The organism is Rahnella victoriana, from assembly GCF_004330295.1.
Classification (GTDB): Bacteria; Pseudomonadota; Gammaproteobacteria; order Enterobacterales; family Enterobacteriaceae; genus Rahnella; species Rahnella victoriana.
Window position 1 is genome coordinate 41,743 of record NZ_SJOJ01000010.1, and the last position, 14,936, is coordinate 56,678.

At 54.5% G+C, this 14,936-nt stretch carries 15 protein-coding genes; 2 read left to right on the top strand and 13 right to left on the bottom strand.

Going from position 1 to position 14,936, the window contains the following annotated elements:
- Positions 1–434 precede the first annotated feature (434 nt).
- From EYY67_RS10150 to EYY67_RS10170, 5 genes are all read right to left on the bottom strand, one after another.
- Positions 435–1,151, bottom strand: coding sequence for an ABC transporter ATP-binding protein (locus EYY67_RS10150; protein ID WP_131693444.1), 717 nt, complete (start codon positions 1,149–1,151; stop codon positions 435–437).
- A complete protein-coding gene (locus EYY67_RS10155; RefSeq protein ID WP_119826212.1) occupies positions 1,148–2,041 on the bottom strand; it encodes an ABC transporter ATP-binding protein in 894 nt (297 codons plus the stop codon). Before EYY67_RS10155 ends, EYY67_RS10150 begins: the two co-directional genes overlap by 4 nt.
- Positions 2,038–3,327, bottom strand: coding sequence for a high-affinity branched-chain amino acid ABC transporter permease LivM (gene livM / locus EYY67_RS10160; RefSeq protein WP_119826214.1), 1,290 nt, complete (start codon positions 3,325–3,327; stop codon positions 2,038–2,040). The genes EYY67_RS10155 and livM overlap by 4 nt, the downstream gene beginning before the upstream one ends.
- Before the next feature lie 10 nt (positions 3,328–3,337).
- Positions 3,338–4,252: an ABC transporter permease subunit gene (locus EYY67_RS10165; RefSeq protein WP_119826216.1), complete on the bottom strand. Its 915-nt coding sequence runs from the start codon at positions 4,250–4,252 to the stop codon at positions 3,338–3,340.
- 86 nt (positions 4,253–4,338) lie between these two features.
- The gene (locus tag EYY67_RS10170; RefSeq protein ID WP_095921571.1) at positions 4,339–5,463 is read right to left on the bottom strand and encodes a branched-chain amino acid ABC transporter substrate-binding protein; all 1,125 of its coding nucleotides are present in this window, start codon (positions 5,461–5,463) and stop codon (positions 4,339–4,341) included.
- A gap of 407 nt (positions 5,464–5,870) precedes the next feature.
- On the opposite strand from EYY67_RS10170, the gene EYY67_RS10175 reads away from it, so the two are divergent.
- A complete protein-coding gene (locus EYY67_RS10175) occupies positions 5,871–6,086 on the top strand; it encodes a YgdI/YgdR family lipoprotein (RefSeq protein ID WP_095921570.1) in 216 nt (71 codons plus the stop codon).
- Positions 6,087–6,200: 114 nt separating this feature from the next.
- Here the strand turns inward: EYY67_RS10175 and hemB are convergent, their stop codons facing one another.
- The 3 genes from hemB to EYY67_RS10190 form a co-directional block, all read right to left on the bottom strand.
- Positions 6,201–7,175 carry a porphobilinogen synthase gene (gene hemB, locus EYY67_RS10180; RefSeq protein WP_131693445.1) on the bottom strand — a complete coding sequence of 325 codons (975 nt, stop codon included), beginning with the start codon at positions 7,173–7,175 and terminating at the stop codon, positions 6,201–6,203.
- Between the two features lie 214 nt (positions 7,176–7,389).
- Positions 7,390–9,489 (bottom strand): peptidase domain-containing ABC transporter, encoded by a 2,100-nt coding sequence (locus EYY67_RS10185; RefSeq protein WP_131693446.1) that lies wholly within the window; start codon positions 9,487–9,489, stop codon positions 7,390–7,392.
- Entirely contained in the window at positions 9,476–10,762 is a 1,287-nt protein-coding gene (locus EYY67_RS10190; RefSeq protein WP_131693447.1) for an HlyD family secretion protein, read from the bottom strand. Before EYY67_RS10190 ends, EYY67_RS10185 begins: the two co-directional genes overlap by 14 nt.
- 425 nt (positions 10,763–11,187) lie before the next feature.
- On the opposite strand from EYY67_RS10190, the gene EYY67_RS10195 reads away from it, so the two are divergent.
- The gene (locus EYY67_RS10195; protein ID WP_013576041.1) at positions 11,188–11,379 is read left to right on the top strand and encodes a hypothetical protein; all 192 of its coding nucleotides are present in this window, start codon (positions 11,188–11,190) and stop codon (positions 11,377–11,379) included.
- Between the two features lie 114 nt (positions 11,380–11,493).
- Here EYY67_RS10195 and EYY67_RS10200 read toward each other — a convergent pair whose 3' ends face one another.
- The 5 genes from EYY67_RS10200 to pspB all read right to left on the bottom strand — a co-directional run bounded on the left by EYY67_RS10200 (position 11,494) and on the right by pspB (position 14,852).
- The gene (locus EYY67_RS10200) at positions 11,494–12,561 is read right to left on the bottom strand and encodes a YcjF family protein (RefSeq protein ID WP_131693448.1); all 1,068 of its coding nucleotides are present in this window, start codon (positions 12,559–12,561) and stop codon (positions 11,494–11,496) included.
- Positions 12,558–13,955: a YcjX family GTP-binding protein gene (locus EYY67_RS10205; protein WP_095921561.1), complete on the bottom strand. Its 1,398-nt coding sequence runs from the start codon at positions 13,953–13,955 to the stop codon at positions 12,558–12,560. The genes EYY67_RS10200 and EYY67_RS10205 overlap by 4 nt, the downstream gene beginning before the upstream one ends.
- Complete coding sequence (locus EYY67_RS10210) at positions 13,930–14,181, bottom strand: phage shock protein PspD (protein ID WP_095921560.1); 252 nt, start codon at positions 14,179–14,181, stop codon at positions 13,930–13,932. The genes EYY67_RS10205 and EYY67_RS10210 overlap by 26 nt, the downstream gene beginning before the upstream one ends.
- Before the next feature lie 84 nt (positions 14,182–14,265).
- Positions 14,266–14,625, bottom strand: coding sequence for an envelope stress response membrane protein PspC (pspC, locus tag EYY67_RS10215; RefSeq protein ID WP_095921559.1), 360 nt, complete (start codon positions 14,623–14,625; stop codon positions 14,266–14,268).
- Complete coding sequence (pspB, locus tag EYY67_RS10220) at positions 14,625–14,852, bottom strand: envelope stress response membrane protein PspB (protein ID WP_013576050.1); 228 nt, start codon at positions 14,850–14,852, stop codon at positions 14,625–14,627. The genes pspC and pspB overlap by 1 nt, the downstream gene beginning before the upstream one ends.
- Positions 14,853–14,936 lie beyond the last annotated feature (84 nt).

The window sequence follows — 14,936 nt, forward strand, 5'->3', positions numbered from 1 at the left end:
TCAGCACCCTGTCTGATTAAACAATAAACTCAACGACCCAATTCTGCTGTTTTGAGAGCAGCGCCGACGGTTCAACTCATCGAGCGAATGACCCGTTAGTCATTCACTTCATCCTTGAGACAGGAAAATTCATGCCAAAAACGGATAGCGCTATATAGCCTGTTGAACCTGTGAGGGTCAACGTCCTAACCCTGATTCAGGTCACTGATTTGCCCTATAAAACTGACATTTTACAAATTATTGACGGCTAATTTCGCATGATAACTCAGAAATTTAACTTTATAGTCACCTTTCTGTAAGAAATGCATGATAGCTGAATACTGTGGGAGAAATGTGGAGGGAGATCGGAAATGATGAAATTCAGAATAATTCCTTTCAGGTGCCACCCGCTGCCCCCGCCAAATTAATGGCAGTTGCAGAAAGGCGGCAGGGGATCAGATCCCGCCTAAGTAGGCCTTGCGGACTTCCTGATTATGTAAAAGTTCTTCCCCGGAACCACTCAGCCGGATCTGTCCGTTGACCATCACATAGCCGCGATCAGACAGCTTCAGCGCATGATGGGCATTTTGCTCGACCAGAAAAATGGTCATGCCACTTTTGGCCAGTTCACGCAGCGTCTGGAATATCTGTTTAACGATAATCGGTGCCAGCCCGAGACTGGGTTCGTCGAGCAGTAACAGTTTCGGACGGCTCATCAGCGCGCGGGCAATCGCCAGCATTTGCTGCTCACCACCGGACATGGTCATCGCCCGTTGTTTACGGCGTTCTTTCAGACGCGGGAACAAATCAAACATGGTTTGCAGATCTTCCGCGGCGTGTTTGTTGCCGACGGGAATGGTGCCCATCAGCAGGTTTTCTTCCACGGTCATATCCGGGAAAACACGCCGCCCCTCCGGCGACTGCGCAATGCCTGCCGAGGCCACAAAGTGCGTCGATTTACGGCTGATATCCTCGCCGCGAAACAGGATCTGCCCGCTGTGCAGGCGGGGCTGTCCAAATATCGACATCAGCAGCGTCGATTTTCCGGCACCGTTCGCACCAATCAGCGCGACGGTTTCCCCCTGATTCACCTGCAAAGACACCTGTTGCAGCGCCTGGATCGCGCCGTAATACACATTCACATCACGAAATTCCAGCATGGCGTCACTCATAAGCTGACCTCTTCGTCTTCATCAGCACCGAGATACGCGGCAATGACTTTCTCATCGTTCTGAATCGCCTGCGGCCCCCCTTCGGCAATCACATCGCCGTGATCAAGCACGATAATATGATCCGAAATCTCCATCACCATGCCCATATCATGTTCAATCAACAGCACGGTGATGTCGTGATGATCGCGCAGGAAGCGGATAATTTTGCTCAGCGTGCGGGTTTCTACCGGATTCAGTCCGGCGGCTGGTTCATCGAGGCAGATCATTTCCGGCGCGGTACACATCGCGCGGGCAATCTCCAGACGGCGCTGCTGGCCGTACGACATTTCCCCCGCCAGCCGGTTGGCGCAGTCCACCAGCTCCACCACTTCAAGCCAGTAAAATGCCCGGTCCAGTGCCTGATTTTCGGCACGGCGATAGCCCGGCGTATTGAGCACGCCGGCAATCAGATTACGGTTGGTCTGCATGTGTTGCGCCACCAGCAGGTTTTCAATCACCGACATTTCGCGAAACAGCCGGATATTCTGGAAAGTGCGTGCCAGTCCGGCGCGGTTAACCAGATGGGTGCCGCCGAACATTTTGTAGAAAATCCGTTTGCCCAGTTGTGCCGGTTTAACCCAGTCATCCGGCTGGAATTTCTGCCCGAGGATCTGAATCACATTGGTGGTGCGACGGCGCGTATTCAGCAAGATATTGCCGCCGGACGCTTTATAAAATCCGGTCAGGCAGTTGAAGACGGTGGTTTTTCCGGCACCGTTCGGGCCGATCAGCGCGGTGATCGACCCGCGTTTCACCGCCAGGTTCACATCGTTCAGCGCCTTAATGCCGCCAAAATGCATACGCAAATGTTCCACGCTCAGGATAGTGTTATCCGCAATTGCTTCGCTCATGGTGCGACTCCCTTACGCACGGTAAACCCGCTGCGGCTGATGCGGATCAACCCGCGTGGTCGCCAGATCATCATCACCACCATCAGGACGCCAAACAGCAGGACGCGGTATTCAGCAAAGCTGCGCAACAGTTCCGGTGCCACGGTCAGCACAAACGCCGCCAGCACCACGCCGATGGTCGAGCCCATGCCGCCCAGCACCACAATCGCCAGGATCAGCGCGGATTCAAAAAAGGTAAAAGAGGTCGGATTCACGAATCCCTGATAGGTGGCGAAAAACACGCCCGCAATACCGGCGGTAGACGCCCCGAGGGTGAATGCCGACAGTTTGACCAGCACATGATTCAGCCCCATCGCGCGACAGGCAATTTCATCTTCCCGCAGTGCTTCCCACGCCCGCCCGATCGGCATACGGGTCAGACGGTGTTTAATAAACAGCACCAGCAACACCACCAGAACCAGCACGGCGTAGATGAAGATAAACTTCATGTTCGGGTTATAGGTGAGATGGAAAAACTCATGAAAAGGTACGCCGCCCTCTTTTGCCCGCCTGCCGAATTCCAGCCCGAAAAAGGTCGGCGGCGGCGCGGACACTCCGTTAGGGCCGCCGGTGAACGACAGCCAGTTGGTCAGCACCAGACGGATGATCTCCCCGAAACCGAGGGTCACAATCGCCAGATAATCGCCGTGCATGCGCAGCACAGGGAAACCGAGCAAAGCCCCGGCCAGCGCCGCCATCACCGCCGCCAGCGGCAGCATCGACCAGAAGCCGAGGCCGAGATACTGATACCCGAGCGCCAGCCCGTAAGCCCCGATGGCGTAGAACGCCACGTACCCCAGATCGAGCAAACCGGCCAGACCGACCACGATATTCAGGCCGAGTCCGAGCAGCACATAAATCAGCCCCAGTATCGCGACGGTCAGAATGTATTTGGTGGCGACGAACGGGAAGAAAATCGCCAGCACCAGCAGCAGCGGGATAATCCAGCGCAAATTGCTTTTGTGATCCGGTGGCCGGACATACACGCCTGCGCTGTCCGATTCGAAACGCGCCCGCATTTTCTGTCCCTTCGCCGTTTCTAAAAAGGCACTGAGCAGAAAACGCCCCACCATCACCGCGGCAATAATCCATACCAGCCGCTGCGTGTGGAAGTTAAAGCTGTAGCCATCAAGCACCACGCCGACCACCGGCCCGAAAATAATCAGCGCCACCAGCCCGGCAAAAACAGCATCCAGCACACAGCGTTTCAGTGAAAAGCCACTGTTTACAGCAGTTTGTGTCGTCATTTTTTTCCCCTCACACTTTCGTCACGACCGGACGGCCCAGCAGGCCCTGAGGGCGGAAAATGAGGATCACCACCAGCAATCCAAAAGAGAACACGTCTTTGTAATCGGAATTCACCATGCCCGAGAATTGCGCTTCCGCAATGCCCAGAATCAGCCCGCCGAGCATTGCGCCCGGTAACGACCCGATGCCGCCGAGAACCGCCGCCGTAAAGGCTTTGATGCCGATGATGAAACCGGCGTAAAAATCGAAGGTGCCGTAGTTCATGGTCACCAGAACCCCGGCCAGCCCGGCCATCGCCGCGCCAATCATAAAGACCAGCGAGATAATGCGGTCAGTGTTAATGCCGAGGATCGAGGCCATCTTTCTGTCCTGCTGCACCGCACGACACATCCGCCCGAGTCTGGTGTGACTGATAATCCATGACAGGACCAGCATCCCCACCAGCGAAGCCACCAGAATGAAAATTTTGGTGTAGGTCATCTGTACAAAACTCTCGCCGATATGGAAACGAAATGCCCCATCCAGCATGGTCGGAATGCCCTGTTGTCGTGGCCCCTGACTGATTTGTGCGTAGTTTTGCAGGATAAGCGACATGCCGATGGCGGAAATCAGCGGCGCGAGGCGTGTGGAATTTCGCAGCGGTTTATAGGCAATGCGTTCAATCGCCCAGCCGTACACCCCGGTCACCACGATGGTAAACACCAGCGTGCCGAGGATCAGCAGCGGAAAAGAGTGCAACCCGAAGAAGGAGAGCAGCGCCAGCGCGATGGCGCAGAGGTAGGCCGAAATCATATACACTTCGCCATGCGCGAAGTTGATCATGCCGATAATGCCATAAACCATCGTATAGCCGATGGCGATCAACCCGTAAACAGCGCCCAGCGTGATGCCATTAAACAACTGTTGCAGAAAGAATGAATCCATAAATACGCAGTCTCGTTTTGTGACCGCGCCTGGCTAAGGCGCGGTCTGACACGGGTTCAAAATGGCAAATAAGAGTGCTTTATCCTTTATTCTTTCACTTCCTGATATTTGCCTTTGTCATCCCACTTATAGACCACGTAATCCGAGACTTTCAGATCGCCTTTGCTGTCCCAGGCTTTTTTGCCCATGACGGTATCGACACTGTTGGCTTTCAGCCATTCACTGGCTTTGGCGGAATCGCTGCCGCCGGTGGCTTTGAATGCCGCCGCAATGGCCTGAACTGACGCATAGGAATACAAGGTGTAGCCTTCCGGCTCGAACTTGCTGGCGCGGAATTTATCGATTACTGCTTTGCCTTCCGGGATCAGACGCGGGTCTTTGCCGAAGGTCATCAGAATGCCGTTGGTGTATTGCGGACCGCCTGCGGCAGTCACCATTTCTTCGTTCACGATGCAGTCACCGGAGAAGAATGTGGCCTGGACGCCCTGCTCGCGCATCTGGCGCACCAGCGGACCGGCTTCCGGATGACAGCCGCCGAAGAACACCACATCCGGTTTCTGCGCGCTGATTTTAGTGACCAGCGCGTTAAAGTCTTTTTCGCCACGCGACAGACCTTCATACATCACTTCTTTCACGCCACGCTTGTTGAGCGCCGCTTTGGTGGCATCCGCCAGCCCCTGCCCGTAAGTGTCCTTGTCATGGATGATGACCACTTTTTTGGCTTTCAGCTTATCGATGATGTAATCACTGGCAACCTGCCCCTGCTGGTCGTCACGTCCGCACATACGGAACATGTCGCTCATGCCGCGTTCGGTAATTTGCGGGTTGGTCGATCCCGGCGTGATAGCAATAATTCCGGCGTCGTTGTACACCTCAGACGCAGGCATGGTGGAAGAGGAGCAGAAATGTCCGACCACCGCCTGCACCTTATCCTGATCGACCAGCCGGTTAGCCACCGCGACCGCCTGTTTTGGTTCGCAGGCGTCATCGCCCTGCACCAGTTTAATTTTCTCGCCGTTGATTCCGCCAGCGGCATTAATGTCTTCCGCTGCCTGTGTGGCGCCATGCCAGTACTGATCGCCATAGGTGGCGTTCGGGCCGGTGAACGGGCCAGCCACGCCAATCACAATATCCGCACGCGCGGAAAAGGCGGTGACCAGACAACCTGCCAGCAAAAGAGAAAGAGGACTTTTCATAAATTTCATCGACATCATCATGATCCTTAGCACTGAGTTTGAGGGTAAACCGGAACTAAAAAGACACATCTGAAGCAGCAATCTGAAATTTAACGCACCAGCAACGGACGGAGGCCATCCCGCAAGTTCTCCGAAGGTAAAAACATCAAAGGTAAGAAATTTCTGCGGTACAGGACGTAAGCAAAATATCTGCCAGTGTTACGGAACCTCTGAGAATGTTACGGGTTATGTGAGTATAGATAGCGGCAGGCGAGCGTTACGGGCAACTGACAGAAACAACGACGGGATCACATCGCACCGCACTGGTGCACATTTTCCTGTTACCACGCACTATTACGCTTAGTGACATTTTTATTCTTTGCTTCTTACGGCGGGTTGTTTTGTAATGCGGGCAGATGATTGCAAAGGGAAACGACTGAACAATGAAGAAATTATCCTGCCTGACGGCTGTGGTTCTGGCGCTGACATTGACCGGCTGTGCTGGTGATTACGTGATCAACACCAAATCCGGTGACCAGTTTTTCGCCCACGGCGAACCCGATCGTGACCGCGATACCGGCATGACCAGCTACACCGACATGAACGGCGATTATCATCTGATGAATACCAATGATATTGCGGGCATTGTGAAGAAGTAGCCTTTACGGGCAAATACAAAACCGGGCAATTGCCCGGTTTTGTATTTTTAGAACACTGTTCTCAACCCCAAAATCATTCGGGTCGCAGCAAGGTGGCTTGAAGGACGAAGGGGATCACAGCCCGTTTTCAGCGATATCCATCGCAAAGTACGTCAGGATAATGTCTGCGCCCGCACGTTTAATCGCGCCCAGGCTTTCACGCACCACGGCGCGTTCATCGATAGCACCGGCTTGTGCCGCGAACTTGATCATCGCGTATTCACCGCTGACCTGATAGGCCGCCAGTGGCAGGCGGGAAGCGTCGCGGATATCGCGGATCACATCCAGATACGCGCCAGCCGGTTTGACCATCAGCGCATCGGCGCCTTCCTGCTCGTCGAGCAACGATTCACGCACGGCTTCGCGGCGGTTCATCGGGTTCATCTGATATTGCTTGCGGTTGCCTTTCAGCACGCTGCCGCCCGCTTCACGGAACGGTCCGTACAGGGAGGACGCGAACTTGGTGGAATACGCCATGATCGAGGTATCAATAAAACCGGCTTCATCCAGCGCACTGCGGATCGCCTGTACCTGACCGTCCTGCGCCGCAGAAGGTGCGATGAAATCTGCGCCCGCCGCCGCCGCAACCACAGCCTGTTTGCCGAGGTTGATCAGCGTCGCGTCGTTATCCACGCCGTGATCATGCAGCACGCCGCAATGGCCGTGTGAGGTGTATTCGCAGAAACAGGTGTCGGACATGACGATCATTTCAGGCACGGTGTCTTTACAGATACGCGCCATACGCGCGACCAGACCGTTTTCGTTCCAGGTATCGCTGCCGGTGGCATCCATGTGATGCGAAATACCGAAGGTCATCACCGAGCGGATACCGGCGCGGGCATAGCGTTCAATTTCAAACGCCAGACGGGATTCAGGGATGCGCAGCACACCGGGCATGGCTTCGATGGGTACGTATTCAGAGGTCTCTTCTTCTACGAAAATCGGCAGTACCAGATCATTGACGCTAAATTCAGTTTCCTGAAAAAGAGTGCGCAGGGATTCGGACTGTCTCAGGCGGCGAAGGCGTGAGCTCGGGAACTGATTCGACATGAAAACTCCTAAAAATTAATCTGTTGCGCTGATATTTTTGAGAAACAGGAGCGCAGACAGTTCAGACGGCAGGAGGCAATGCAGCGCCGTCAGACGATGAAGCCCGCATTTTATAATAACTTTTAAACAAATGATGAACTTTCCGTGAGGAGATGTAACAGAGGCCGCATTTTATCAGGCGATCCCACCGGTTGGGATCGCCTGAAGGAAGGAGTTAACCGAGTTTGATCTCGCGATCTGCTGAGGCAATCGTTGATGGCCGGTGCGCGATAAATATCCGCGTAATATCCAGTTCGCTGATGGCCTGATTAATGCGCATTTCGTTGTCCAGATCGAGATGGCTGGTGGCCTCGTCGAGGAATAAAATGGCCGGACGGCGATACAGTGCGCGGGCGATCAGCAAACGCTGTTTCTGACCGCCGGACAGGCTGCCGCCCAGTTCGCTGATCAGCGTTTCATAGCCCATCGGCATGCGTTCGATATCGTCGTGGATGTTGCAACGGCGCGCGCAGTCGATAATACGCTCTTCATCTTTCTGTTCGTCGAAACTGGCAATGTTCTCGGCGATAGATCCGGCGAACAACGTATCATCCTGTAACACACAGGCGATGCAACTGCGGTAATTGTTCAGTCCGGCGGTGGTGATATCCATGCCGTTGATCAGAATGCGGCCTTCAGTGGGGGTCAGCAAACCGGTCATAATTTTCATCAGCGTGGTTTTACCCTGCCCCGACGGCCCGGTGATCGCCACACTTTCCCCCGCCGCCACCGACAGATTCAGGCCGTTAATCAGCGGTGCGGAAAGGCTGTCATACTGAAACACCAGATCCCGCACTTCCAGCGACGCCGCCTCGCCCGCCCGCAGTAACTCACGCTCCGGTAACGATTTTTCGGTGTCGGTCAGCGCGATATCCGCGATACGGTCGCGGTGCAGGGAAAGCATCCGCAGCTGCAGCACCATATTCAGCAGATTGGCCGCGCGTTCGGAGAACTGCCCGCGATAGGTGTTGAAGGCCACGAACATCCCGAGCGTCATATGGCCGTCAATGACCTGCGTCGCCCCCAGCCACAACAACGCCACCTGATCGAGGGTGGCGATCAGCGTGTTACCGCCGGTGAACATCATCTCAAACTTGGTTTTGCGCACCGTTGCATTGGCGTTATCAATGTTCAGATTGAGCCAGAAATTAGCGCGGGCTTTCGACAACCCGAGCGCTTTCAGCGTGCTGATGCCGTACAGCGTTTCCATAAAGTGCGAACCGGCGCGGGCGCCTTTAACGATCTGCTCCTCGGAAACCTGCCGGTAAGCGTTATAAGTGGTCAGACGGAACACGACATAAATCGCCGTAAATCCGAGGATCACCCAAATCAGCCAGCCACCGTATAACACCATCATCACGATCAGTCCGACCGACATAATGCCGTCGATAATGCTGTTCACCACGTTGGTGGTCAGCGTGGTGCGCAGTGTATCGAGCGAGGTAAAACGCGACTGAATATCGCCAAGTTTGCGTTTCTCAAAATAATCGAGCGGCAGTTTCATCAGATGGTCGAACAGGCGCGCCTTCCATTGCACGTCAATCAGCGTACTCATCACCAGCGACGTCCAGGCGCGCAGCATACTGACGCCGGTACGGAAAATAATGAAGAACAGCAGACCGAGACAAATCAGGGTCAGTAAATCCGGGTCTTTCGCCGGGATCACGTGGTCCATCACCAGTTGCATGCCGACCGGCAGCAGCAGGTTGACCGATTCGATCATCAGCGACAGGCAGAAGATTTTCGTCAGCGCCGGGATCAACCCGCTGACGTTGCCCATCATTTTGCGCAGATCCAACCTGACACGCGGTTTTTCGGAGGTGAAACCGTTGTCCGGCCACAGCTCCAGCGCCACGCCGGTGAAGTGCTCGGACACCTCGCGCATACCCAGCGACCGGCGGCCAAAGGCCGGATCGTGAATGATGACTTTGCCCTGCTTAACGCCGACCAGTACCACAAAATGATTGAGATCCCAGTGCAAAATGCACGGCGTTTTCAGCGCGTTCAGCTCGTCGATATCCAGCTTCAGGGCGCGGGATTTCATCTCATTGGCCGTGGCGATATCCATCAGGGTGCGCAGCGTCGCGCCGCGTGAGGAGATGCCGTAGCGCTGGCGCAGACTCTGCAAATCGACATGTTTGCCGTGATAGCCGAACACCATCGCCAGACTCGCCAGCCCGCATTCGGCGGCTTCGGTTTGGATAATCTGTGGCACCCGGTGGCGCCAGCTAAAGTGCAGGCGGTCAGCCAGCTCCCGTACGTTATCGAGATTCATTGATTGGCCCCACCACGCTTTTCTTCATGCTGTAATACGGAGACAACATCCACTGATACAGCGGCCTTTTCTCCAGGAATAATGTCGATTCGGCTTTCATGCCGCTGGATAAATTCAGCGTCTCGCCGTGCCAGTCCATGGCTTTTTTATCCAGTGACACAATCACTTTGTAATAGGGGCCGCTGACCGTGCCGTTGGCGGTGCGCGCTGCACTGGCGTAGGAATTCAGCTCCTGCTCAGAAACCGGTGCGGAAGAAATCGATTCCACCTTGCCGGGGAATTGACCGTATTTTTCAAACGGATAGGCTTCATAGCGAATATTAATGTGCTCGCCCGATTTCACGTAAGGCACACTTTCGTTCGGCAGCCAGGCCACCAGGAAGAACGGAGAATTACTGGCCGGAACCAGTTGCGCCAGACTGTCACCGGCGTTAACCATCTGTCCGGGCGTAACGCTCAGCGAGGAGATTTTGCCGGAGGTTGGCGCGGTGATCAGCAATGAACCTCTGGCATCGGCCTGCGCCAGTTGACGCTCGAGGTCATTACGCTGGTAGCCGTACTGCGAAATCTGGTTATCGAACTCCGCCGCGCGGGTGACCAGTTCGCTGCGCAGATTAGTGATCTGCAACGCTTCCTGAATCGCCTGCGTATTCAGGCTCTGGAATGAAGTTTGCTGCTGATAAAACAGGTAACGCTGATTATTCAGCTGGTCGGTATTGATCAGCCCTTTCTTCTGATACGCGCCATAGTTCTGCATGCTTTTCTTCATGGCATCCAGCCCTTCCTGCGCGGAATCCACCATACTTTGCGAAACCTCATGCGCCTTCTGATACTGGTCGAGTTGCTGTTGCAGATTTTGCAGCGTTTCCTGCTTGTTATGCTCCAGCTGCGCCACGATGGAATCGATTTGCTCGCGTTGTTTTTTGATGGCGGCCAGTGTGGTGGTGCTGACGTTCCCGGCCTGTGTTACCCGGCTGACATCGATTTCATACAGCGGCTGGCCTTTTTTTACCGGCTTGCCCGTTTCCACGTACAATTTGGTCACCACCCCTTGCTCAGGGCTGAACAAATTGATGCTGTGCGGCTGGGTGATTATTTCACCGCTGACATTAATGCGGCGGGTATAGTTAGCAAAGATCAGGAAAATCAGTAAGGCGAACAGGAAAAGAGCGGTCAGCGAGGTCACGATCCATAAAGGCCAGCCCGCGAGTAATAACGCCTTACCCGCCCAGTGGCTTTGCTGATGTTCATTCACCTCTTTACGAAAGAGCATATTTTATAAGTCCGGAAAAACAGGCTGAAAAACAGAATCTTTGAAAGATAGCAGCCCGCACTCCCTCTGCCACCGCGATTACTCTGAAACAGAAAAAACCCTTATTTCTGTTCAGTTACGGCTGCGCTGTCATATTAGTTTACATCCGGAATCACAATTAAAAACCCTCACCTCATGATGATTATTTTTTGCCCGTAAAATTAATCATTCAGATTTTCTTAAGGATTAATGATTATTTAAAACAGAAGGTTATATTTAAAATTCCACTTAGGAGATTATTCCTAGTCAAATTCATTCCGCAGTGCTCTAGGCTTAATCCCTGTGAAGACATTGCGTAGAAATTATCTCCATAGACTTACTCAATGTTTTCATCGCCCCCGGTATTTAAGGGGACTTGCTTTAACAGATTAAAAGGAAGGCCTAAGATGAAACAATTAACAGAACATGATATTGAAATGGTTAATGGTGCGGGTTGGTCGGAAGATGTGAATAAAGTTGCCGATCGCCTATCAAACTTTGGTCAGGACGCGGTAAGTGACACCAGTAATGCGGTGAACAAGGCGTATTCACAAATTTCCGATGGTCTTGCTAAAGCACAGAACTATCTGACAACCTAGTTTATAAACGGCTTTCGTTTTATAGAAAGTTTATTTATAAGCAACTCAGTCAGAGTAATATAAGCCCCTGCTCGCGCGGGGGCTTTTTTGTATTATTTTTCCATCAGCGGGTCATTAAACGCCTGACCTGGTTTTATCACTCTTCACCATGCTGTTTTTCAGCTTGCCGATAAGCTCGCGGCGAAAATCACCGAGTTTCGGTTTATCCCCTTCCAGCCACGGCAGCGGACGGCAAAGTTCCATGGTTTTGATGCCCAGACGTGCGGTCAGCAGACCGGCACCGATGCCCTGTGCCGCACGGGCAGAAAGACGCGCGGCCAGATCCTGCGACATCCAGTCCATGCCCACTTCGCGCACCAGTTCGGACGCACCGGCGAAGGCCATGTTCAGCAGCACCAGACGGAACAGGCGGATGCGGCTGTAATAACCGAGTTCGATGCCGTACAGGACGGCAATACGGTTCACCAGACGCAGGTTGCGCCAGGCGATAAACGCCATGTCCACCAGCGCCAGCGGGCTGACGGCGATCATCAGTGCCGATTCGGCAGCGGAATGGCTGATTTCCCGACGCGCCTGCGCATCGAGCACCGGCTGAACCAGACGGGCGTAGAGTTCGACCACTTCGCGGTCATTTTGCGTTTCATGCAGCGATGCCTGCCAGCGTTGCAATGCCGGGTGACTGTTATCCAGCCCGGCCTGCGCCGCCAGTTTTTCGCAAAACACCCGCCCCTGCCCCAGACCGTGGCTGTGCAGTAAGTCCCGTGCCTTGTCACGCTCGTCAGCACGCTGCCGCAGACGGTACAAACGCCGCCACTCCGTCGCGACGGAACCGACACCGGCGATGATAATCAACCCGCCGGCGGTACAGGCACCGAGCGCCACCCAATCCTGCTGGATCCACGCGTCGTGTACCCATTGCACGCCCTGCGCCACGACGCTGATCCCCAGCACCGCCACGCCCAGACGCACCACTTTTCCCCATAAACTGCGGCGTGGTTTCAATGCGCGGTTGAGCACTGCTTCGGCCTCGCCCTCTTCCTGCTGTTCATCCGTTTCAACGGAAACCGGAATAAAACGTTCTGACATTTGCTCGTCAAACGCCAGCGCCGGTTTGATCACCGGATCGACCGGGGCCTTTAATTCCGTTTCAAAATCGATACGCGGTTTAATCGGTTCGCTCATCGCATTTTATCTCCCAGTAAAAACTCCATCACCGCATCCAGACGGATGTGCGGCAACGGGGTGTCCACGCTCATTTCACGCGGACGAAACTCGTCAAAATGGAAACCCTGTTTCTGCCAGAACGCATGTCCCGGCAGGCGTGCAGGCACTTCGCCGGGGAATACGGTCAGCGGCGCGCCATCCTGCAAACGGTGGCCTTTCAGCGCGGGCAACGTTTGCCCCTGATATTCCACCATGCCGGTTTCCGTCGCCTGCACCGAGGCCAGACCGGCGCAGTCCATGCTGATGCCTTCGAACGCCGCATTCTGCCAGGCTTCCTGCACCAGTTGCTGTAACAGCGACACCAGATTAGCGTGCTGATCGCCGGTAATGTGGTCGGCTTTGGTGGCGGCAAACATCAGTTTGTCGATACACGGATTAAACAGACGACGGAACAGCGTGCGCTTGCCGTAGTGGAAGCTTTGCATCAGCTGAGTCAGCGCCAGACGCATATCGTTGAACGCCTGCGGTCCGCTGTTCAGCGGTTGCAGGCAATCGACCAGCACAATCTGGCGGTCAAATTTCACAAAGTGGTCTTTATAAAAGCCCTTCACGATGTGCTGACAGTAGTAGTCGAAACGGGCGCGCAGCATGCCGAGGTTGCTGTTTTTATCTGCCTGCGCCAGTTGCGCATCGGAATAGCGGTTCAGTTCGGGCCAGGGGAAGAATTGCAGCGCAGGCGCACCGGCCATGTCGCCCGGTAAAACAAAACGCCCCGGCTGGATAAAATGTAAACCTTCCGTTTTGCAACGCACCAGATAGTCGGTGTACGCCTGCGCAATCGCGCCCAGCAGATTTTCATCTGCCGGTGCCAGCGGATCACATTGCTGGCACAACGTCAGCCACGGCTTCGCCCATTCTGCACGATCGCCCTGTAACAGCCCCGCCATCTGGCGGGACCAGTCGAGATAATTTTGCTCCAGCATGGGCAAATCCAGCAGCCATTCGCCGGGATAATCGACGATCTCCAGATATAACGTGGAGGTGTCTTTGAAGTGACGCAGCAGGGAATCGTTGGAGCGGTAACGCAGTGCCAGACGGATTTCGCTGACGCCACGGGTCGGCGTCGGCCACGCGGGCGGCGTGCCATAAAGCGATGCCAGTCCTTCGTCGTAGGCAAATCGCGACACGCCCAGATCACGCTGGGGAACGCGCTTTACACCGAGCAGACGCTCCTCGCGGGCAGCCGAAAACAGCGGTAAACGTGCGCCGCTGTGCATATGTAAAAGCTGGTTAACGAAGGCGGTGATGAAGGCGGTTTTTCCGCTGCGGCTTAAACCGGTGACGGCCAGCCGCAGATGGCGATCCATGCCGCGATTGATCAGTGAATTAAACTCGTTTTGTAGTCTTTTCATTGCTCTCCCTGGCGTAGCGCCCAAACAGCGCGGTCAGAATACGTTTGAATAACGGTTCTAATAATAGTGCTAAAACATACCGCAGTGGCCCTTTTCCCACCACGCCCAGCACTCGCGCCGCCAGCCCGGCAGGACCAAAGGTCAGCGCCAGCGTGATCGCCACGCTGAAAATTTTCGAAAACAGGCTGCGCTTACCCGGCAGCGAGGAATTCAGATAACGGGTCATAGTGATTCCTTAAGCGGGACGTGAAAGGGAAAATGGCAGCCGGAGCAATTTCCGGCGACCAGAGGCAAAGCGGATAATACTGAGTTAAAGCTGACGGAAGCGGCTGCGTACGCCAAAGGTTTCTGAGGTGACGTAACGTTCGACCTGACGCAAACGCTGCTCACTGGCTTGCAGCTCGCGGTCGGCTTCTTCCAGCAAATTACGCGGCGACGGCGCGGTATCTTCGTCATATTCACTGGCAGGCACCGGGTCCAGCACGTAACTGAGAATGATGTATGCCACAACGGTGAACATAAACAGGCCGAAGAAAATCGACAATACGGCCATAATCCGCAGCAATTTAACCGGCACGCCCAGATAATGCGACAGCCCGGCCAGCACGCCTTTTACCACGCCCTCTTCCGGCACACGGTAGAGTTTTTTCTCAGACAGACGGGTCGCCATTATGATTGCCTCCAGCCCGGATGTTCGGCATCAAGAATTTCTTCCAGCGCCTGAATACGTTCGCGCATACGTTGCGCTTCATGGGTCAGGCTGGTGAGATTTTGCATCTCATGCTGACTGAGCTGGCTGCCATTTTGCTGGCGATTGCTGTAGTGAAGCCACAACCAGACGGGCGCCACGAATAAAACGAAAATGGTCAGCGGGATGGCTAAGAACAGGAAGCTCATTGTCTCTCCTTATGAGTCTTTTTTATTACCGGTTACGGCGTTTATCCTGCAACAACCCGCCTGCGAACAGGCAGGTTTACTGGC